Annotated in this window: 21 protein-coding genes and 1 tRNA gene; 14 read left to right on the top strand and 8 right to left on the bottom strand. The window is 54.7% G+C overall.

Annotated elements, in window-relative coordinates:
- The first annotated feature begins 52 nt into the window (after positions 1–52).
- From CLV58_RS00825 to CLV58_RS00805, 5 genes are all read left to right on the top strand, one after another.
- Positions 53–550 carry a hypothetical protein gene (locus tag CLV58_RS00825; RefSeq protein WP_106135866.1) on the top strand — a complete coding sequence of 166 codons (498 nt, stop codon included), beginning with the start codon at positions 53–55 and terminating at the stop codon, positions 548–550.
- Positions 551–708: 158 nt separating this feature from the next.
- Positions 709–1,275, top strand: a complete 567-nt coding sequence (locus CLV58_RS00820; protein ID WP_106135865.1) for a hypothetical protein — start codon at positions 709–711, stop codon at positions 1,273–1,275.
- 24 nt (positions 1,276–1,299) lie between these two features.
- The gene (locus tag CLV58_RS00815) at positions 1,300–3,009 is read left to right on the top strand and encodes a hypothetical protein (protein WP_106135864.1); all 1,710 of its coding nucleotides are present in this window, start codon (positions 1,300–1,302) and stop codon (positions 3,007–3,009) included.
- 15 nt (positions 3,010–3,024) lie between these two features.
- Entirely contained in the window at positions 3,025–3,462 is a 438-nt protein-coding gene (locus CLV58_RS00810; RefSeq protein ID WP_106135863.1) for a hypothetical protein, read from the top strand.
- Complete coding sequence (locus tag CLV58_RS00805; RefSeq protein ID WP_106135862.1) at positions 3,459–3,926, top strand: DUF1353 domain-containing protein; 468 nt, start codon at positions 3,459–3,461, stop codon at positions 3,924–3,926. Before CLV58_RS00810 ends, CLV58_RS00805 begins: the two co-directional genes overlap by 4 nt.
- 489 nt (positions 3,927–4,415) lie before the next feature.
- On the opposite strand, the gene CLV58_RS27925 is transcribed toward CLV58_RS00805, so the two are convergent.
- Positions 4,416–4,871, bottom strand: coding sequence for a hypothetical protein (locus CLV58_RS27925; protein WP_146141331.1), 456 nt, complete (start codon positions 4,869–4,871; stop codon positions 4,416–4,418).
- A 473-nt stretch (positions 4,872–5,344) separates the two neighbouring features.
- Between CLV58_RS27925 and CLV58_RS00795 the strand changes: the two genes are divergently transcribed.
- The 9 genes from CLV58_RS00795 to CLV58_RS00750 all read left to right on the top strand — a co-directional run bounded on the left by CLV58_RS00795 (position 5,345) and on the right by CLV58_RS00750 (position 12,143).
- Entirely contained in the window at positions 5,345–5,989 is a 645-nt protein-coding gene (locus tag CLV58_RS00795; protein WP_170108619.1) for a S49 family peptidase, read from the top strand.
- A gap of 10 nt (positions 5,990–5,999) precedes the next feature.
- The gene (locus CLV58_RS00790) at positions 6,000–6,410 is read left to right on the top strand and encodes a hypothetical protein (RefSeq protein WP_106135859.1); all 411 of its coding nucleotides are present in this window, start codon (positions 6,000–6,002) and stop codon (positions 6,408–6,410) included.
- 89 nt (positions 6,411–6,499) lie between these two features.
- Positions 6,500–7,477, top strand: a complete 978-nt coding sequence (locus CLV58_RS00785; protein ID WP_106135858.1) for a hypothetical protein — start codon at positions 6,500–6,502, stop codon at positions 7,475–7,477.
- Positions 7,478–7,588: 111 nt separating this feature from the next.
- Complete coding sequence (locus tag CLV58_RS00780) at positions 7,589–8,305, top strand: hypothetical protein (RefSeq protein WP_106135857.1); 717 nt, start codon at positions 7,589–7,591, stop codon at positions 8,303–8,305.
- A 350-nt stretch (positions 8,306–8,655) separates the two neighbouring features.
- A complete protein-coding gene (locus CLV58_RS00770; protein WP_106135855.1) occupies positions 8,656–9,045 on the top strand; it encodes a hypothetical protein in 390 nt (129 codons plus the stop codon).
- Positions 9,046–9,098: 53 nt separating this feature from the next.
- Positions 9,099–9,485, top strand: a complete 387-nt coding sequence (locus CLV58_RS00765) for a hypothetical protein (protein ID WP_146141330.1) — start codon at positions 9,099–9,101, stop codon at positions 9,483–9,485.
- Positions 9,472–10,008 (top strand): hypothetical protein, encoded by a 537-nt coding sequence (locus tag CLV58_RS00760; protein ID WP_106135853.1) that lies wholly within the window; start codon positions 9,472–9,474, stop codon positions 10,006–10,008. The genes CLV58_RS00765 and CLV58_RS00760 overlap by 14 nt, the downstream gene beginning before the upstream one ends.
- The gene (locus CLV58_RS00755; RefSeq protein ID WP_106135852.1) at positions 9,992–11,503 is read left to right on the top strand and encodes a terminase large subunit domain-containing protein; all 1,512 of its coding nucleotides are present in this window, start codon (positions 9,992–9,994) and stop codon (positions 11,501–11,503) included. Before CLV58_RS00760 ends, CLV58_RS00755 begins: the two co-directional genes overlap by 17 nt.
- A 394-nt stretch (positions 11,504–11,897) precedes the next feature.
- Entirely contained in the window at positions 11,898–12,143 is a 246-nt protein-coding gene (locus CLV58_RS00750) for a hypothetical protein (RefSeq protein ID WP_106135851.1), read from the top strand.
- A 30-nt stretch (positions 12,144–12,173) separates the two neighbouring features.
- On the opposite strand, the gene CLV58_RS00745 is transcribed toward CLV58_RS00750, so the two are convergent.
- From CLV58_RS00745 to CLV58_RS00715, 7 genes are all read right to left on the bottom strand, one after another.
- Positions 12,174–13,442, bottom strand: a complete 1,269-nt coding sequence (locus tag CLV58_RS00745; protein WP_342748893.1) for a phage integrase SAM-like domain-containing protein — start codon at positions 13,440–13,442, stop codon at positions 12,174–12,176.
- A gap of 250 nt (positions 13,443–13,692) precedes the next feature.
- A tRNA-Ser gene (locus CLV58_RS00740) sits at positions 13,693–13,779 on the bottom strand.
- Between the two features lie 70 nt (positions 13,780–13,849).
- On the bottom strand, positions 13,850–14,935 hold the full coding sequence (locus CLV58_RS00735) for an asparaginase (protein WP_106135849.1): 1,086 nt from the start codon (positions 14,933–14,935) through the stop codon (positions 13,850–13,852).
- Between the two features lie 214 nt (positions 14,936–15,149).
- Positions 15,150–15,965, bottom strand: coding sequence for a TatD family hydrolase (locus tag CLV58_RS00730; RefSeq protein ID WP_106135848.1), 816 nt, complete (start codon positions 15,963–15,965; stop codon positions 15,150–15,152).
- A gap of 34 nt (positions 15,966–15,999) precedes the next feature.
- Positions 16,000–16,647: a polysaccharide deacetylase family protein gene (locus CLV58_RS00725; protein WP_106135847.1), complete on the bottom strand. Its 648-nt coding sequence runs from the start codon at positions 16,645–16,647 to the stop codon at positions 16,000–16,002.
- A 121-nt stretch (positions 16,648–16,768) separates the two neighbouring features.
- The gene (locus tag CLV58_RS00720; protein WP_106135846.1) at positions 16,769–17,890 is read right to left on the bottom strand and encodes a glycosyltransferase family 2 protein; all 1,122 of its coding nucleotides are present in this window, start codon (positions 17,888–17,890) and stop codon (positions 16,769–16,771) included.
- A complete protein-coding gene (locus CLV58_RS00715; protein WP_106135845.1) occupies positions 17,887–18,852 on the bottom strand; it encodes a lysylphosphatidylglycerol synthase domain-containing protein in 966 nt (321 codons plus the stop codon). The genes CLV58_RS00720 and CLV58_RS00715 overlap by 4 nt, the downstream gene beginning before the upstream one ends.
- Between the last annotated feature and the right edge of the window lie 8 nt (positions 18,853–18,860).

Raw genomic sequence — 18,860 nt, 5'->3', positions numbered from 1 at the left:
GTGGCTCCTCCCGTTACCTCCTTTGCTGATATGATTACCGCAAAATTTCCAAATGCTCAAAAAGCTAACGCTACCCGTTCCACGTTATCTAAAGAAGTTTATCGAGGGTGAGTTCGACGGACAAGAGGGCGTAGTCCACATTGAAAAGTGGAACGAAATCGGCCGAATGATTCACCTCGCGAGCCGGTCGATTCCCTTTCCGATTGTACCCGAGAAGCCGAGCGGAACGACGCTCGTACTTACCTACTATTGCCGCGAGAAAGCCTACGAAATGCCTCCCGAGAAATACCCGGATTTCGTCAGGCAGTTAGACGAGATTTTTCGCCGGACGTTGATCTCCGAGGTACGGTCGGTGCATCACCTTTGCGGGGGCGACTATTCGCAGTACATCCGTAGCTTTCTAACCCGCTACGATATTACGCCCGACATAGAGCTCGAGTGGGAGACAATCCGCAAGATTTACCGCGATTATCTTAACCGAGTCGAAAAGAAAAACCGGAAAAATTTTTCCCTAAAAAGTCCGGCTATTGCACCAATTGTCCGGGTATAGACTAAAAAGTCCGGCTAATGCACCCTAAGTCCGGGCGACAAATAAGCCAAAAACCGGCTCTCCAACGCGGAGGGCCGGTTTTTGTCATTTAGGGCGCTTTCCAAACGGGCCGTATTTCGGTCCTTTCGGCGAGGCTCACCCGGGCCGAGTTTTGGGCTATGATCGTAACCGAAACCCGGCTCGGCCTCTTCTACGGATTGCCCAACGCCCGGCATATTGCCCGGCTTAAGCTCCTCGCCCTCGAGGACCTGCTTTACCTCGCCACACCCGAGGAGATTCCCGTCGATGCCTCACCCCACACCGTAAGCCAATACGGGATTTCGGTCGCCGAGGGCGCTCCCCTCGTTGAGCTCGTGTTTCCGGTCGGCGGTTGTACGATGCAGGAGACGAGCCAAACCTCGGGCGAGGGGCGAGTTTACGATCTCGAGCTCTCGGCCGTCATTCCCCGAAACGAGCCGAGGCTTATCGGTTGGGCCGAGGCCAACCGGGGCCGCGAGTGGGTCGCGCTGATGCTCGACCAGAACGGAGCGGCCTACATTGCCGGAGAGCCCGAGAACGGGCTCGCGCTCTTTACCGGCCGCTCGATTCGCGACGCCAACGCGGTAACGCTCACGCTCCGGGGGCGCTCGTGGCACTCCCTTTATTTTCTCGAGAGTTTCGATTCGGCCGCGCTCTTTGCCGAGACCGAGTTCGACCTCGAGTTCGGCTCCTCATTCAATGCGTAAACCACTAAACAACAAATACAACTAATGGCAGCACCCGACGACACACAACTCAGGGGATTAATCAACAGTAACTTACCCGACTCGCCACCCAACCGGCCGAGACGGATAAAAGCCGCAATTCTCCGGGCGACCTTGTTCGCGGCTATTGACTGGGTAAAAACCGGCATCAACAACAACTTAACGACGTGGCTCCGGCTCAGTGACAGACAGCCAGGCGGGGCAAATACCGACGCCGTTTACCGGACAGCGAAAACCGTTCTCGGCCGCGACTACTCCAACGGGACAGCGGCCTCGCTCGAGGCTACGGACGCATGGCTCGACACGCTCAACGGCAACCGCGTAAGCCCTTTTTTCACGATCACCAATTCGACGGACGGACTAGCCGCGACCCGTTACTTTGCGATTGGCGAGCTCCCGGCCGGAACGGGCGGAACGTTCGACTTTGCTCAGGTCGCGTTTATCGGCAAGCCGTGGGACAATGGCGGGGGCTCACCGATTGAGCTCGACCTTTATTTCGCCAACCGGGGCGGCTTTCGCTACCAGTATACCAGCCGGGGCGATGCCAACGCGACGGGCATAATCTGCCAACAGATGAGTGACGGCCGGACGGTTATCTACATGGTCTCCGACAACAATTTTAAAGCTATCTCGGCCCGGTTCGTCAACTTCGCGCAGGCGATAATTTATTCGACGCCCACCTATACGACGAACCTACTCGGCACCGAGGTTTTCAACTCGACCAAGCCTAGCCAGTACAAACCGATTCAGGCGTTCCGACAACGCTTTCCGAGTTTCACCATTACCAACGGCGACGGCGGTTTCCCTCCGGCTCCGATCACCGAGCCCGGCTCGGCTCAGTTGTCCCTCGGGGCCAACTGGATAGGCGGCTCGAGCGAGCTCGCGTTTATCAACTCCAATATTAGCGGCTCGGGGTTCTCGTTCTGGCAACAAGCGGGAGCCGCGACAAAACGGCTATTAGCGTTCCTTAACGGCAACGGCGACTTAATCCTCGGCGGCAGCGGAGGAGGGGCGAGCGAGAAGCTCCACGTTATCGGAAATTTTCTGCTTAACGGCATTCTTAAGTTTCCGTTTGCGCTGGCAAACAAAAAGATTGCCTTACTCGACCCAAATGGTAACGATCACCAGTTCGACGGGTTCGGCTACGATGCCAACGGTATGCGTTACCAGATAGACGCAACAACCAACAACCATATATTTTACGCCGGTACGTCCTCGGCGACTAGCGTCGAGCTGATGCGAATACAGGGAAACGGCAGGGTTGGGATTAACCGATCTAATCTAGCTTACCCTTTCGACGCTGGCGGCAATAATCCACCTGATAGCATTGTCGCGCAGTTTATCAACCTCACCGGAGGAGGGGGCGGCAACGGCGGCTTTATCCGGCTGGCACAGGTTGACGCCGGAAACTGGGACCTCGGCGTACTAAACAACAACCATTTTATTATTCGTGGCTGGAATGGAGCGGGAGCGATTGTCGAACGGGCTCGGTTCACGCCGGATGGCCGTTTTCTGATTGGACAAACCGTACCTAACGACCGCGACCTCCTACAGGTTAACGGCTCGATCTCGGGCAAGGTCTCCCGGCAAGGGGGCGACGCTCAATCGAGCGAGCTCGCGGCCGATTGCTGGCGCGTCGTACACAACACCTCAACAGGACAAACCCGGCTCGTTGTCAACATCGGCGGGAGTATCAAGTCAATGTTATTTCAATAAGTAAACGCTTTACGCATGAACTCAATATCGTTACCCGTCTCCGATGAGCCGATCTCGGGTTTTACTCGGGTTGCCTATCACGAAAATCTAGTGATTAGCCGCGACCTCAATATGACGCAGGAAATCCGCGTCGTTACGCATAACCGGGAGGGCGTCCCGATTCTCGAGGCCCTCGGAGAACTCTCTCCCGAGCAACGCCGGGCGGCTGAGGTCCGTTACCGCGACCAGTTCGTTAGCCGCACGACGGCCGGAGCCGTTGTCGATCAGACCGGAAAGCCGGTCGAAACCAGCACCGAGGAAACCGTCTCACAACTGGCGTTTTTTCAGTCGATTTGCATAGACGATCTAAAAGCGGCCGGGATGCAGATAAACGGCAAAACGCCGGTTCTCTCGATGTTTTACGCGATGATTCAGCAGGAAATCGGTAAGCTCGACAAACGCGCCGTTCTATGAGTAACGCGCCCGGGCCGCTCGTAATCGGCCGCTCGGCGAGGGCCTACCGGCTCCCGATCGTTATCGACAGCGAGCTCCCCAAAACCGACCAAATGGAAATCGGGCGAGCCGTACTCCTCGAGCTCGCCGACGGTCGGCTCCTGTATATCCGGGAGCGGTTCGTTAGCGATGCACACTCGACGCCGGTTTGGTCGTGGAGCGTTCTTCCGGCGTTCAACAATAAGACCAACCTCGCAGCCTACGCGCACGACTATTTGTATATGCGTTGGGAGGAGTTCGCAGCCGTTAACGAGAACCTCCCGGCCGATGGGCGAGCGTATGCCGATTCGGTTTACCTCGAGCTCATGGAACGAATGAACCCGGGCCGCTTTCGCAACCGGCTTTATTATGCCGGAGTGCGGCTCTTTGGCGGCTTGAACTGGCAACGATTCCGGGCCAAAGGAGGCCAATTCGACACTAGCTGATTAGCTAGTAACACTATGATTGACTAGAGACTTAGCTTTATCGAGGAATTTCGTCCCATCCGTCAGGTGGAATAGTAATTACTGAACCAGGCACTTCCTTATCGTACAGTAACTCCGACAAACTAGGATAAGCACACGAAAACTTAACGTAATGGCGACGAACGAGCATGGCGCGAGCTACTTGTTTGGTTACGTTTATATGGTTTAGTTTCCCTCCAGCGTAACCTCCTTCATATTGCTTACCGGCTACTTTATAGGTGTAGCTTAGCGAATTTCCTTTTCTGTATCCACCTCCAGAAGCACTTGTAGTAGTAGCGACAGTAATTCGAACACATTGCTCTAGCATAATTCTAGTAAACATATGCTTACCAACCGCAAAAACGAAAATCCCTATAAGTATACACGGACCGGCATATTTAGCGACTTTAGCGACAGTCTTTTCAATGTAGGGTGGTAAGATTATTCTCATCTTATTTGCTTGCTACGCAACTAAAACTTATTCTTAGGCAAGTGACTTGGTATATTTTCCCAGCCTTTATAAGGAGCTCGTTCTACTGTTTCAGGGATAGAGTGGCTCCAATCAATTTGGCTAATTTTATGATCTTTACAGCTATATTTTATTAGAAACCTCTTATATAGAAATTTATTAGCGACAAAATTTCCCTTAAAATAATCTTTCCAGCTTCTAGGTTTTTGCCCCCAACTACCATTAAAATTTCCCCCTTCGGTTGAATATCTATAATATAGTGTTTTTCTTTTAACCTCAGTTGCGTACCCAATTGTGTACCGATGACATTCGTCAAGAGCTTCTGTTTCTTTCCGCCAAGAAATAATACCCATTACGATGGCATAAGCTATCAACGAAATCATAGCAATACCGAGTACAGGATATACTATTTTATTCAACAACCTTCCCAAACCTTTTTTAAGGTAATAAAGCAACATAGTTACCCATTTAAAGTGAAACGTTTGCTCTAAGCCGGAGCACCTTTTCAAGAATCTGATTGTCAAATCTCTCAGTTGTCCGTTTATTTATCAAGTCAATAATTAGCAGAGCATAAATATTTGGTAAAAGCGGCCTCCTAATTACATAGACGGCAAACTTGCCTATGTAATTAGGTCCTTTATCGAGGCTCTCAAACCTCTCATTTTCGCAACGTCAATCCCGTTCGTTAATGAGAGGTTTTACTTTTTCTACGTTCTCCGGCCTTTGGATGCTCAACTATGCTTACGCTAGTCAGATGGAGGGCATTATTACGCCGAGGCTCCTTTCCGGCCGCGAGGCCGTACCGCCCTCGATGCAGGGAAATCACCCCTCGGCCTACTTCGACTCCTCGGACCGCTCAGGCCCTCGCCCGGGCTCCTCGGCCTATTACGAGCGTTGCGTCAGCTACTACGCCGAACCCACCGGGGGCGACGTGCCAATTATTCCCATTATCGGCGCTCTCGACCGTTACGGCTTTTGCTCGTGGGGTTACGAGGACTTAACCGGCCTTATCCAAGCCGCCGACCGCTCAGGCTCCGTTAAGGCGACGGTCCTTAAGATGAACACGCCGGGCGGGGGCGTTGACGGCCTCCGGGCCTTTGCCGATGCCGTTAAGAACACGAGTAAGCCGGTTGTCGTATGGACGCCGTTTTGTGCCTCGGCGGGCGTCTACATTGCCTCGCAGGCCGACGAGATTATCCTCGAGGACCAGTCGGTTACGGAGATAGGCTCAATCGGGGTAATCATGCTGTACATGAACTACGCCGGAGCCTACGAGAAAGCCGGGATTGTGCCGACGATTTTCCGCTCGGATGGCAGCGAGGACAAAGCACCGCTTAACGGTATCGAGCCGCTCTCCGAGGCTACAATCGCCGACATAAAGGCGACGCTTAACGGAGCAAAGAAAGAGTTTCACGGAGCGGTAAAACGCGGCCGGGCCGGTCGGCTCTCCTCCGACGAATGGACATCGGGCAAGATGTTTAACACGAAAGCCGCGATTTCGATGGGCCTCGCCGACCGGACCGGCTCGCTCGAGCTCGCCGTCGCCCGGGCTCGCCAACTAGCAAAACCCAATTAATTTTTTTCATATGTCAGTAGTAAAAAGCACCCTCGCGGCCGTTGTCGCGACCCTATTCGGAACCTCCGAAAAAACGATCTCGGAAAAGCTCTCGACCGAGGAGTACAACCAGTTTACCGCCGACGCCAACAAAGCGGCCGACCGGATAACGGCGCTCGAGGGCGAGAAAGCGACGGCCGAGACGAAAGCCACCGAAGCCACCACCCGGGCGACCACCGCCGAGGAGCGCGTTAAGACGCTCGAGGCAACGCTTAAGGAGGCCGAAACCGACCGGGATAAGTACAAGGGTTGGTTCGACGGAAAGAACGCCGAGGGCCGCGATAAACCGGCCGAGGATGCCTCCAACAAGGCCGAGACGCCGACCGGCCTTTCGGACTATAACGCGGGCGCTCTCGAGCACTTCCGCCAAGCGAAAGGATAGGACCGCCTAGCGGGTAACGACTAAGCGAGCTCACCTACCCCTAATTGACCAGTAAACAACACCCATTTTAACAACAAATACCCATTTAAATGCCACAAATAAAAGGTTTCAATTTCGACAAAATGCCCTCGGCGTTGATGCAGGTTTTCGACGGTCGCCGGGACATTATCACCAATGCCCTAATCGACGGCGAGGCCGCGCTCCGGCAGGATTTTAGCCTCCTCGTTACCGACAACAAGAGCCCGCTCGTTAACCTCGAGGTTATGGACGTGCTCAAATCGGCCTCGGACGATTTCGACCCAGCCGACAACCCGCTTAAGTTCGGAGCCCGGGTTCCCGAGTTCGAGGACGTGGATATTGATTTGCATTTCACCATCGGCGAAATACAAACGCTTTACCGTTCGTACCTCCAATTTATCGCCGGTCTGAAAACCGAGAAAGAGGTTATTGCTAATCCGTTCGAGGTCTTTTTCATCACGCAAATCCTCAAAACGGCCCGGGCCAACCTGCGGACTATGTCGAGCTGGAAAGCGGTTAAAAATGCCTCGACTCGTGGCTCGGCGTATGCGATTACGGGCTTACTGGCAAAAATGACGGCCGGGCGAGCTGTTAACGGCGACATTGCCTCGACTCAGGTTCGGGCCGTAACAGCAACGATTGACGGTACCAACGCATACGAGGAGGTAATCGCCATGTGTAAGCTAGTCGAGAGCGTAAACGAGGCCCTATTGAGTCAGGCGCTCCAACTCCGACTTTCACCCGGTATGGCCCGGCTCGTTAACGAGCGCCGTATCGCCAAGTTTCCGAACGTGCTCAAGCCGGGCGACGTAATGACCAAAGTAGACGGCTACGAGAGCGTAACGGTAACGCCAGACATTGGCCTCGTGGGTAAGCAGACAATGGCGATAACGCCCGCGTCGAACCTGTTCTTTGTCTGCAACGAGGACGTTTCGGCCTACCGGCTGAAAGTAGTCGATAGTGTCAAAGGCTGGGATATTAATATCCGTATGTCGGTCGGTTTCGACTACGGTTACGGCAAGCTGTTATTCCTTAACGACAAAGTATAAGGCGAGCCGGAGGCTCCGGCTTTCCGCTCGAGTTGACAGCCGCAGCGAGCCCGGAGCCTCCCTCCTCTCCTTTCTCTCTCACCCTCCAATTTTTTACAACAAATACCCCGAATGAACAAGAAAGCAATTACCTCGATTATCGGCTCGGTCTGCCTGCTTTTGCTGGCCTCGGCCGTCGCTTTTGCGACAAATAACGTATTGGCCGGAGTGGTCGCGATGCCGCTCGCAACGGCCGGATTTCAGGCCGTAACGGGCCTCTCGCTATTCGAGCCGACAACGGCCGCTTATGCCACATTAGCCGCGATTCCGCGCACACCGCAGCAAACCATTAACCCGGGCGGAGCGCGTCGGTTGTTTCTGATTGCAACCGATCAGTTTGCAGCCGAATACCCGAAACGGTCGATTATCACGGCCGGTAAGATCACGGCCGCGCCGACGTTTATTACCGCGACACCGGCTCCGGTTTTTGTCGAGGTTCAGGTCTCCGATAACTCGCTGAAGCTCGACGGCTCGCTCAAGGGCTCGACGGGCTACCAGAGTTGGGAGCAATCGCTCGAGGTTAAAATCGCCGGTTTTACGCCCGAACAGTGCGACGCAATCGACAAGCTGATTAACACCGAAGTCGTTGCATGTGTCGTGATGAACGACGGTCAGCGCGTTATCGCTGGCAGTTCGTTTATGGGCCTGCAATTCGAGGTTATGCACACGACCGGCGCGAAAGGCTCCGACCGGCGCGAGTGGACGCTCAAGGCGAAGCAAGATGGCTATATGTTCAACTATATGCCGGTAGGTGACGCGATAGCGATTCCGGGCGTTTCGGCGACCTAACCTAGCCGATTTTCGATAGGCCCTAAAAATTGACTGTTTTACCCAAGACCTCCCCCAACCGGGGGAGGCATTTTTCTAAGACAATGGCAAAAAAAATCACTGTTATACATTCCGCTGAGAACCTAATTTTTTCGATTGGCGACCGCGAGGTCAAGCTCTCCGAGTCGATGCCCATTAAAGACGCCGAGCTTATCGACGCTCAGTACCCGGGCCTATACCTCAAGATCACCGAGGACACCGCAACCACCACACCAGCCACCACCGAGCCAACCAAAACCAAGTAATCACCCTAACGGCCGAATAATCTCCCGAAATCCTCGTTGAGAACGGAGCTGTTAACCAAATAATCTATGGAACTTACTCATTTGAAAGCGGCCGCTCAGTTGGCCGAGATGCACCACAAGGCCGACCCGACCAACGTCGGCAAAAAGGAGGCTTTCGACAAGGCTCAGGCCGAATACGATCAGGCAAAGGCAGAGGAGCCCGCCGAGCCGATCTCGGCCGAGACGAGCGCGAGCTCGACAAGCCAGGAGGACGGCAAAGCGACCGAAACGACCGGCGCGAGCGAGCTCTCAATTGAGGACCTCGAGGAGATGCTCAAGGCGAAAAAAGCCGAGAAGAAAGCCGCCGACGATAAAGCCAAAGCCGACAAAAAAGCGGCCGACGATCAGGCAAAGGCCGACAAGGACAAAGCCGATAAAGACGCCGAGGAGACAAAAAAAAACGAGACTCAGAGCTAACGGCTCCGGCTCCCATTGACGCCAAAGAGCGGCTTTCTTTGCGAGCAGATGCTTTGCATAAGGAGGCCGCTCTTTTGTCGAATACCCTCGCCGATTTCGCCGACTCCGACACGGCCGGGCGTAAGGTCGTTATCGACCAAATTATCACCATCCGGGAGGAGTGGAAAGACGTTCGCCACGAGCTCACGACCGGCGAAAAACGGAAACCCGAGCCGACCGGCCGCGTAAAGCCCACCGAGGCCCGGCTCGGCATCTCGGAGGCCGAGGTTAGAGCCGAGCTCCAAAAAACCCGCGTCAACATTTCCAAGACAAAGAAGAAAATCGAGGAGAGCCCGGAGCACAAAAACCGGGCAAGCTGGGAGACCGATCTCGCCCGGCTCGAGGCAATCAAAAACGACTACGAAACCGAGCTAATTCGCCTAAAACATGAGACAGCATAATCAGTACCTCGCTAAGGTACAAGAGGAGCTCTCGATCTATCAAAAGTACCTGATAGACGAGACGTTCGAGCTCACCCAAACCCAACTCGACGTTTACGACCGTATCGAGTTTGCCCGAAACCAACTCCGGGAGGGCTACTCGGATTCGCAGGTCTTAACGACGCTCAAACGCTCGCAGCACATACAGGACCGACGCGCCCGAGAGATTCTCGCCCTCGCTTACGCGGTTTTCGGCGAGGTCAGACAGACCCGCAGTAAGGACGGCATAAAATACTTATATGCCGAGATGTTTAAGGATGCCTATAAAAAGGCAATGGAGGCCGAGGATTTCCGAGCGGCCGCGCTCCTGCTTAAGGAGGCCGCAAAAATCGACGGCGCTTACTCGGAGGAGAAAACCAACAACGCCGACGCCTACAAACGGCCGACGAAAATTACCATCAAAACCAAGTCGGTAATGATTGGAGCTCCGGCTCCGGCCGAGAAAAACGAGGTTGAAACCGTAACCTATGAGCTCGAAAAATAACGCCCTCGAGGAGGAGCTCGAACTCGAGCTCGAGGTTAACGAGAAGCAAGCCGAATTTCTCGCGGCCGTCACTAGCCACCATTACGAGATGGTCGCAATGATTGGCGGCCGGGGCTCCGGGAAATCGGTTTGTCTCGGTGATTACCTGATGTATTGCGTCGAGGAGATGCCGCGAGCCCGGGGCGGTTGGGGCGTTAAGACCGTTAAGAAAGCAAAGTCGAAACTCACGGCCGGGCTAAAATCGGCGTGGGAGCGTTGGGGTATCAAAGAGTACGATTTCCGAACCGGCGAGGGTTGTTACGTACTTTGGCGCGAGCCTCCGGCTCATTTCGACCGGCCTTACCAGTCGCCGGATAACTGGGAGAACTGTATCTCGTTCCCGAACGGTCTCGTTATCGAGATGGAAAGTTTCAAGCTCTCGGCCGACGAAAACCGAGGCTCGAACTTTGATTTTTACGTCGTTGATGAGGGCCTAAATTTTAAAAAGGCGTGGCTAAAAGTGGTTTTACCCACATTACGCGCCAACGTCGGAAAATTTAGCTCTACCCTCCATCATACGTTTGCCGTTTTTTCGTCGCCACCGTGGACACCCGACGCGGCTTGGTTGCACGACATTGAGGAGCAAGCCAAAAAAGAGCCCGGCAATTACTTCTACACCAAAGTAAAGACCAAAGACAACCAAGCCTTTCTACCGCTCGATTATATTCCGAGGCTGAAAAAACAGCTCTCCCGGCTGGAATTTAAAGTCGAGGTTGAGGGCGAGGCTATCTCCCGATTACCGAACGGATTTTATCCGAGCTTTCGCTATAACGTGCACGTCGTAAAAGACGAGACCGATACGGAGGAGCTCGAGGAGACGGTCTATAATGGCGAGCCGTTCTACGACGATAACGAGAACCTCGAGCTTTCTATCGACTTCAACGCTCACTTTACAAGTTGCACCGTATGGCAGTCGGAGGAGCTCCTCGCTCGGCAGGTCGATAACCTATACGTTAAGGAGACCGAGGAGGGGCTTACAATGGCGCAGACGTTGGCGAGCCGGTTCGTTACCGAGTATTTTACGCACCGTAAAAAAACGGTCACGCTTACCGGCGACCGTAACGGGAAGAACAAGAGCGCCGGTTCGACCGAGAGTATGTTCGACCAGTTCGCCGGGATACTACGGTCGGCCGGTTGGGTTGTCACGGTCAGCCCATTGAACTACAACCCACCGCACAAGGATAAGTTCGTCTTGATCTCCGACGTACTAAGCGAGCTAGACGAGACCAAGCTCAAGGTACGATTCGACGGCATCAAGTGTAAGGCGACGATACTTAGTATCGAGAACAGCCCGCTTAAGCCCGACTACAGTAAGGACAAGGGGAGCGAGAGCTCGAGCATTGAACAGGAGCGAGCGACTCACCTCTCCGACACGGTAGACTACTACATTATTTGGAAGCTCAAAGGCGGGGCGACTCAGGCAAACTACGCAGATTTCGACGTATCGTTTTTGTAGCGAGCCGGGCTCCTGATCTCCGGGCCGCTTTCCATTTTGGAAAGTGAAACCAGACCACCAACCACCCGAGGCCGGTCGAGCGCGAGCTCGGTCGGCCTTTCATATTTTCGGAAATTTCCAAAAATCGACTTTCCAAAAATGCTAAAGGGCGGGGTCGAGAGAGAGAAAAACGGCCGTTTTTTTGATTTTCTTTTTCGCAACCGGCTGATTTTCCGAATTTTAGGCCGATTTCCCCAAAAAAAAGGGTGCAACTTTTTTGAAATGCCCTTTTATTCTACTATTGTTTTGATTAGTAGCTAGTTACAATTTTAGTTCGGGTCGCAAATTACTCGAAAGTACTTTTTGCCAATATTCGCGGCTTGTTTGTGCTTAACTTTAAAATTACTCCTTTAATATGCCTCTTTCCTTAAGCGACATTATAACCGAGCTCGAGAATATCGACCTCGAGAGCTCCGAGATTCGCAACTCGGCCGATAGCTACAAAGCCGCCGTAGACTACTTTTTCGAGCAAATAGCCGAACGGCCGACGTGGACCCGGGAGGAGATTCACGAGCTCCGAATCGGCTCGCAGGTAGCAAAGGCCGGAGAGATTCTCGGAGAGTTGCTCAAGCCAAAACGGCGACGCAAACCAACCGCTTAAGCAGAAAGCCCGGTCTCCCGGGCTTTCCTTTTATACCGTCGCCGTCGTAACGGGTTGGAGTTCGAGCATAATTCTACGCTCGTCAACCGTTGCGTAAGCCTCGAACCCTTTCGCCGATGTTCGGCCCATCATGGCGAGCGTGGATTCGGTCGAGAAACTCCGGTTTTTAAAACTCAGGACAGCCGGGCAAACCTCAGCGAATCGCTCCGAGTACAATCCGCCATTTAGACACAGGTTGGCGAACGTCTTTCGGCCGACGTGGGTAGTGATAACCTTTTTCCATTCCAGACGGAGCGCGATAACCTTAAGGTAAAGGTTCGTTTTCTGATTGGGCCGAACGTGAATGTTTTCCGGTTTGCCGCCGTACCGAGTATCGAGGATATATTTTACGATTGGGTGCAAGGGTTGCCGGGCCTTAACATCGGTCTTAACGCGGCCTTTCTCGAGCCACATCATACCGAGCGGCTCGGCTTGCTCGGAGGGGCGGTAGGACCGGTAAAACAGATGTTCCGACCGGAGCGACTTTATATCGGCGAACGCGAGCCCGGAGAAACAGCACATAAGGAAATAATCCCGGACCTCGCCGAGCACTTTGTCGCTCGGACCAAAGTCATACGTTAAGAGCTCGAGACATTCCTCAACAGTCAGGTAAACCGGCTCGTTGGGCTTAACCTTTAGTATTCGGTAGCCTTGTAACGGATTGCGCGTCGTGTAGTCGTTAAGAGCGGCCCATGTAAGCAACTGCTTTACTATTTGGGTATGCTTTCTGATCGTTGCCGGTTTTCGCTTAAGATCAAGCCGGAGCCACGTTCGATACCCCTCCATCATGGCGACGCCAAACCCCTCACCTGATAGGTCCGGGAGTTTCTTTTCCTCCTTAAGCCACCCGGCGACTCCATTCTTGACGACCTCGTAGGTCTGACAGGTCCCGCGACTGATTTCGGGGTCTTTGGCGATCTGCTTAAGGTACACCTCAAATAAACTTACAAACGAGTAGCCTTTCCCCTCCTGCTTAAAGAGTTTCTTAATATTGTTAACGGTAAACGGTTCGTTTGTACGGATTAAGTCGTTGTAAACGGCCCAAACCTTTGTTTTCAGCATCCCGAGCGTTTGGTTTTGCTGTTGAGCCTCGCCGGTCCGGGCGGTAATGAGCTGCCCCTCCTGATTCCAGTGTTTACGGTTTATTTGGATTCCGGTCGAGCCGAGCTCAACGCGGGTTTTGTCCATTGTGATGCGGAAATATATTGTTACTAAATCTTTTGATTTTTTGGATTGGTGGGTCCAGAACAAAGGTTCCATTCTTCTATTATTCATAGAGCAGTTTTACGGTAACTTTTAGGTTAATCCAACAAAACTACTCGACTTTAAATCACGCTTAAAACCTGAATGCCAGTATTTCGAGGGTGCCACCTCCGGTTTTTGGTTGCCACCGTGGGGGCCTCCGGCTGTTTGCAGGGGGAGCGAGTTATATTACAGGCTAATACATCTGTAACACAACGAAAAAGCCGCCCTTTTTGGGGGCGGCTCGGTCTAAATCAAACACTTAGTGCAGAGAGCGAGGGATTCGAACCCCCGGTACCCTTGCGAGTACTTCTGATTTCGAATCAGACCCGTTCGACCACTCCGGCAGCTCTCTGTGTGATTTGGGACTGCAAAGATGCACGTCTGCATGACCATTGTCAAGCCCTGACCACAAAAAAAGTTGCTTACAGGCTCATTTCCCCGCTAATCGGCTGACTCAGACGGGCACTCACCCGCGCCGGGTCCTGCTCCTGCCCCAGTACCACCATCAGTTTCGTGATAGCGGCTTCGGTTGTGATGTCGGCCCCGCTGACCACGCCAATCTCGGCCATGCGCTTGCTGGTCTGGTACTGCCCCTGCGTTACCCGCCCCCCTTCACACTGCGAGACGTTAAAAATGGTCAGGCCGCGTTCGATGGCGGCTTTCAGCATGTCCAGAAACCAGCTTTCCGTGGTCGCGTTTCCGGCACCGAAAGTTTCCAGTACCACGCCCCGCAGCGCCGGGTTTAACACAATCGCTTCGACCACAATTGGCGTAATGCCCGGAAAGAGTTTCAGAATGGCGACGTTCGGATCGAGGTTCGTCTGTACCGTCAGCGGTTGGCCAGGGTCGACGGGGCGGATAAACGGGCGGTTGTAGTCGATACTCACCCCGGCATTGGCCAGGTGCGGGTAGTTCTCCGACGCAAAGGCGTTGAACTGTACGCTTTCCTGCTTGGTCGAGCGATTGCCGCGCAGCAGCAACGAGTTGAAATACACGCACACTTCCGGCACGATAGGCTGTCCGTCGATCTGCGCAGCCGCAATTTCCAACGCCGTAATGAAATTTTCGCGGGCATCGGACCGGGCCACCCCAATGGGCAACTGCGCACCGGTCAGGATAACGGGTTTGTTCAGGCCCGACAGCATGAAGCTAAGCGCCGACGCCGTATACGACATCGTATCGGTACCGTGCAGAATCACAAAGCTGTCGTACTGCGTGTAGTTTCGCTCGATCAGTTGTGCCAGCTCGACCCAGATGGCGGGGGTCATGTTTGAGGAGTCGATGATCTCGCTCAGCATGGTTATGTTGATCTGAAAATCGAGCCGGTTCAGCTCCGGCACGCGGTCGAGCACCTGTTCAAAATCGAACGGAATGAGCTGACTGGCTTTGGGGTCGTAGACCATACCAAAGGTCCCGCCGGTATAGATGACCAGCACTGAGCGCGCTGGGGAAGTCGATGACGCCTGCCGGGGCTGGGCAGGCGTCAGGCAAATGGTTGTGTACGGCATAGGCCGCAAGTTATGGACAGGATTACAGGATTAACAAGATTTGATTGTTAGCACGCAGATAACACGGGTTGAGCGAACGAGCGCCGATTTTCCAGCACGGCCGGTTGTTCCCTAACCTTCAAAGGCTGTTTATCACTAAGTAAAAGGCCTTCTCTATTATCCCAAACCAACGTCGGGATAACAGAACGATTCACAAACAATTCCCTAAATCCTGCTAATCCTGTAATCCTGTCAATACCTTTTTTCCCAGCAACGCCGTGGCATTCGCGGTGGTTTGGCGGGCGACCTCAGCCACGGGCATCTGCTTTAAATCGGCGACACGCTGCGCGATGAGCGGGATGTAGGCGGGTTCGTTGCGCTTACCCCGATACGGCACCGGGGCCAGATACGGCGCGTCGGTTTCCAGCACCAGGTGCTCCAGACCAATGTGGGGCAGCACCTTGTCGAGTCCACCGTTTTTGAACGTACTGACACCGCCGATGCCCAGTTTGAAACCCATCTCGGTAGCCCGCCGGGCCTCATCGAGCGTGCCGACGAAGCAATGAAAAATGCCCGTCAGGCCGGGTAAGGCCAGTTTTTCGAGCAAGTCGGCGGCTTCGGTAAAGGCGTTGCGGTCGTGGCCGGAGCGGGTATGCATTGATACAAACAGATCCCGTTCGGCCGCCCAGCGCAGTTGCGTTTCGAAAGCCGCAAACTGCCGGTCGACGTGGGTCATGTCCCAGTAAAAATCCAGGCCGATCTCCCCAACCGCAATGAACGGATACTTGTTCAGCCACTGCTCGACAGCTACCAGTTCGTCGTCGATGGTGTCGTTGACATAAGCTGGGTGCAGCCCCATCATGGGCAGGCAGGTGTCGGGGTACTGTTCGGCAAGCGCCATCATACCCGGAACGGTTTCGCGGGCGCAATTGGGCATCCAGAGTTGGGTAACACCGGCTTCGCGGGCACGGCCAACCACGTCGGCACCGTCGGACAAGTCGGCAGCAAACTGTTCGTCGTATACGTGCGCGTGCGTTTCAATGTAGGTCATGCGAAAGCAACGCCGGAGTGAGCGCGTCGGTTCATCAGAAACCGGCGTAGACAGGCTGCGGAACGGCCCGGAACGTGTAATCGCGTTCGGCAAAATGAGCCAGCAGGCGCGGGAGTGCGTAGCGCATATTCGGCCACGCTTTCAGGCTGTCGTGGAAAACGATGATCGAACCGGGCTCGGTATGCTGAATACTTTTCTTCAGGCAGACATCGGGTGCCATAGTCTGGTCGAAGTCGCCGGTCAGCACGTCCCACATCACCACCGAATGGTGTTCCATTACCTGCGCGGCCTGGGTCTTGCGTATACGGCCATACGGCGGACGAAACAGGGCTGTTTCGACACCCAGCACGTGCTGGCAGGATTGCACATTTTCCAGATACGTCTCATCGTCCGTTTTCCATCCGTTGAGGTGATTGTAGGTGTGGTTGCCCACCATGTGTCCGGCTTCTAGTACCTGATACAGGACATTGCGATGCTTGCGCACGTTGTCGCCGATGCAGAAGAACGTAGCCTGGGCCGCATACCGGTCGAGCTGTTCGAGCACAAATTCCGTCACGTCGGGAATCGGGCCGTCATCGAACGTCAGGTAAATGGTTGGTTCCACGTCGCCCTCTACCTTCCACCAGAACTCAGGATATACGGTTCTGAGCAGAAAATTCGACTTATGCAGAAAGAAGCCCATTCGTGTGGTCTACGGTTTATGGTTTACAGTTTACGGTTCGCCCCTTGTGGAGATGGTGTTCGTACGGTCGGCTGCCTACGAGACAAACCGTATACCGAACCCCGTAAACCGAATACCAGCGTTATTCCAGTCGCCGGCCTTTCCAGCGGTAGCCTTTTCCCTGCGCGGCTAATCCGAAGAAAACCACGTAAAACGGGTAAAGCACCTGCGTGATCGGGATGGACCGGACCGACGATTTTTTTTGTAAAAAAACAAGAACCTCCCGTAAAAACAAAAACTCCGGCAGGGCCTTCAGCAGCACAACTCCCAATAGAACCGAAACGTTTAAAAATCCGCTCAACCAACCTAGTAAAGCCAGCACCGGGGCCAGGTTGCTCAGAAAAATAAACACGGCCAACACCGTTGGTCCGTACGATTCGTATGCCCGCCATTTACTCGCCCACCGCCGACGCTGCTGATAAAACGCCCGCCAGGATCGGTGCGGCTGGGTCTGCACGATAGCGGCTTTGGCTTTCAAAAACCGCACGCCGTCCGGATACCGTCGGGCAATCTTGTGCATCAGCAGTTCATCGTCGCCCGACGCCAGGTGATCGACACCCGCGAAGCCACCCACTTCCGTGAAGACCCGCTTTTCGTAACAAAGGTTGGCACCGTTGCACATGGTTGGCCGACCCAGGGCTATCGTGGCCGCCCCCGATCCGATCAGGCTGGCGAATTCAACGGTTTGCAGGCGATCGGTCAGTGTCTGATCGGCCGTGAACGTCACCGGGCCCGACAGCAGTTTGGCACCGGTCTGCTGATAAGCTGCGGCAAAAGTCGCCAGCCAGTCGGGGCCAACGCGACAGTCACCATCGGTGGTGATGATGAGGTCGCCCCGCGCCTGCCCGATGCTTTGGCTGATCGCCCGCTTTTTGGGGGAGGTGGTGGGTTCGTCGGCCAGCGAGAGCAGGTGTAGCGGCTGCGGAAAAGCAAACATGGCTTCCCGAACCAGCAGCCGGGTATCGTCGGTCGATGAATCGTCGGCAACGATGACCTCGAACGATGCGTAGGTCTGCCGGGCAAGATCGCTCAAGAGCGCGCCGATGTTGGCCGCTTCGTTTCGCACAGGAATAACTACCGTAATCGACGGCCCGCCCGCCAGCGACCCGGCCGGTTTTGGGGCTGGAATACGGAGCCAGCTCTGCCAGAGCAGCAGGGTAAGCAGCGCGTACAAGACGCTGATTGTCAATAAAATTATCGTCATTCAGTTGCCAGATTGAGTCGCCACACCCAGATCAGTCCGATCAGTACGGGCGTCAGCACATTGACCAGCCAGAGCGTCAGCGTTGCCGTCAGGAGCACAGGGGCAAACAGCCCCAGCGGGGCAAACACCCAGAGCGCAGCCGCTTCCCGAACCCCCAAATCGCTCAGCATATTAATGGGTGGGGCCGCATTTTTGATCAGGTAAATCAGCCCGATGCCAGCCAGCAACGCATCGACGGGTGCCTGTATGCCAACCAGCCGCAACGCGACGTAAAACTGGAGCGCGAAGATACCGTAGCGCAGCGTCGCGATACCCAGCCCCAGCCCGATTTCCGCATTGGTATACGCGCCCGCTACGGTCCAGTACGACGAAAAGCGTTGCACACGTCGCCAGCGGGCTAGCCGGTTGAGCGTTGGTTGGCGCAGCAGACCAAAGGCTACGCCCAACACCGACAGCCCCGCACACGTACCCAGCAACCACCAGGCGGCTGGGGTCTGCCGAATCGGTAGTTGATGCAGGTGCCAGGCCAGGGCCAGCGTCCCCAGCACCAGGGTGACATAAAACTGCATCCCGCCCGCCACCATCGACGCGCCGACCGCAGCCCCCCGCCCCGCCGACCGCAGCGACAGCACACGCCCGGCGACGTCGCCCAGTTGCGCGGGCAGGGCAAAGCTCAGCGTCATGCCCGCCAGTATGCCCCGGTAGGCATCGGCAAACGACACGGTTTCGACCCGCCGGAGCAGCCATTGCCACTTGAGGGCTTCGAGACCCCAGTTGACCGGTGCCAGCAGGAGCAACAGCGCGGCCCATCGTTCGGGGTGCGCGACCGTTCGGAACTGCGCCTGCACCTGCGCCCAGTCGAACGGCTGTTGCTGCGTTACGTATCCGATGTACGCCAGCAGCACACAAAAACCGGCTGCTCGGAGCCAGAACCGGATTTTCTTTGACAGGTTAAACGTCAAAATTGGGT

The sequence above is a fragment of the Spirosoma oryzae genome (assembly GCF_003002825.1).
GTDB classification, from domain to species: domain Bacteria; phylum Bacteroidota; class Bacteroidia; order Cytophagales; family Spirosomataceae; genus Spirosoma; species Spirosoma oryzae.
Note: the sequence above shows the minus strand (reverse complement) of the source record. Positions and strands in the feature narration are given on the sequence as shown.

Coding starts and splice junctions, on each gene's coding strand:
- CLV58_RS00825 (WP_106135866.1), top strand. CDS start 53: ATGCTCAAAAAGCTAACGCTACCCGTTCCACGTTATCTAAAGAAGTTT.
- CLV58_RS00820 (WP_106135865.1), top strand. CDS start 709: ATGATCGTAACCGAAACCCGGCTCGGCCTCTTCTACGGATTGCCCAAC.
- CLV58_RS00815 (WP_106135864.1), top strand. CDS start 1,300: ATGGCAGCACCCGACGACACACAACTCAGGGGATTAATCAACAGTAAC.
- CLV58_RS00810 (WP_106135863.1), top strand. CDS start 3,025: ATGAACTCAATATCGTTACCCGTCTCCGATGAGCCGATCTCGGGTTTT.
- CLV58_RS00805 (WP_106135862.1), top strand. CDS start 3,459: ATGAGTAACGCGCCCGGGCCGCTCGTAATCGGCCGCTCGGCGAGGGCC.
- CLV58_RS27925 (WP_146141331.1), bottom strand. CDS start 4,871: ATGTTGCTTTATTACCTTAAAAAAGGTTTGGGAAGGTTGTTGAATAAA.
- CLV58_RS00790 (WP_106135859.1), top strand. CDS start 6,000: ATGTCAGTAGTAAAAAGCACCCTCGCGGCCGTTGTCGCGACCCTATTC.
- CLV58_RS00785 (WP_106135858.1), top strand. CDS start 6,500: ATGCCACAAATAAAAGGTTTCAATTTCGACAAAATGCCCTCGGCGTTG.
- CLV58_RS00780 (WP_106135857.1), top strand. CDS start 7,589: ATGAACAAGAAAGCAATTACCTCGATTATCGGCTCGGTCTGCCTGCTT.
- CLV58_RS00770 (WP_106135855.1), top strand. CDS start 8,656: ATGGAACTTACTCATTTGAAAGCGGCCGCTCAGTTGGCCGAGATGCAC.
- CLV58_RS00760 (WP_106135853.1), top strand. CDS start 9,472: ATGAGACAGCATAATCAGTACCTCGCTAAGGTACAAGAGGAGCTCTCG.
- CLV58_RS00755 (WP_106135852.1), top strand. CDS start 9,992: ATGAGCTCGAAAAATAACGCCCTCGAGGAGGAGCTCGAACTCGAGCTC.
- CLV58_RS00750 (WP_106135851.1), top strand. CDS start 11,898: ATGCCTCTTTCCTTAAGCGACATTATAACCGAGCTCGAGAATATCGAC.
- CLV58_RS00745 (WP_342748893.1), bottom strand. CDS start 13,442: ATGGAACCTTTGTTCTGGACCCACCAATCCAAAAAATCAAAAGATTTA.
- CLV58_RS00735 (WP_106135849.1), bottom strand. CDS start 14,935: ATGCCGTACACAACCATTTGCCTGACGCCTGCCCAGCCCCGGCAGGCG.
- CLV58_RS00730 (WP_106135848.1), bottom strand. CDS start 15,965: ATGACCTACATTGAAACGCACGCGCACGTATACGACGAACAGTTTGCT.
- CLV58_RS00725 (WP_106135847.1), bottom strand. CDS start 16,647: ATGGGCTTCTTTCTGCATAAGTCGAATTTTCTGCTCAGAACCGTATAT.
- CLV58_RS00720 (WP_106135846.1), bottom strand. CDS start 17,890: ATGACGATAATTTTATTGACAATCAGCGTCTTGTACGCGCTGCTTACC.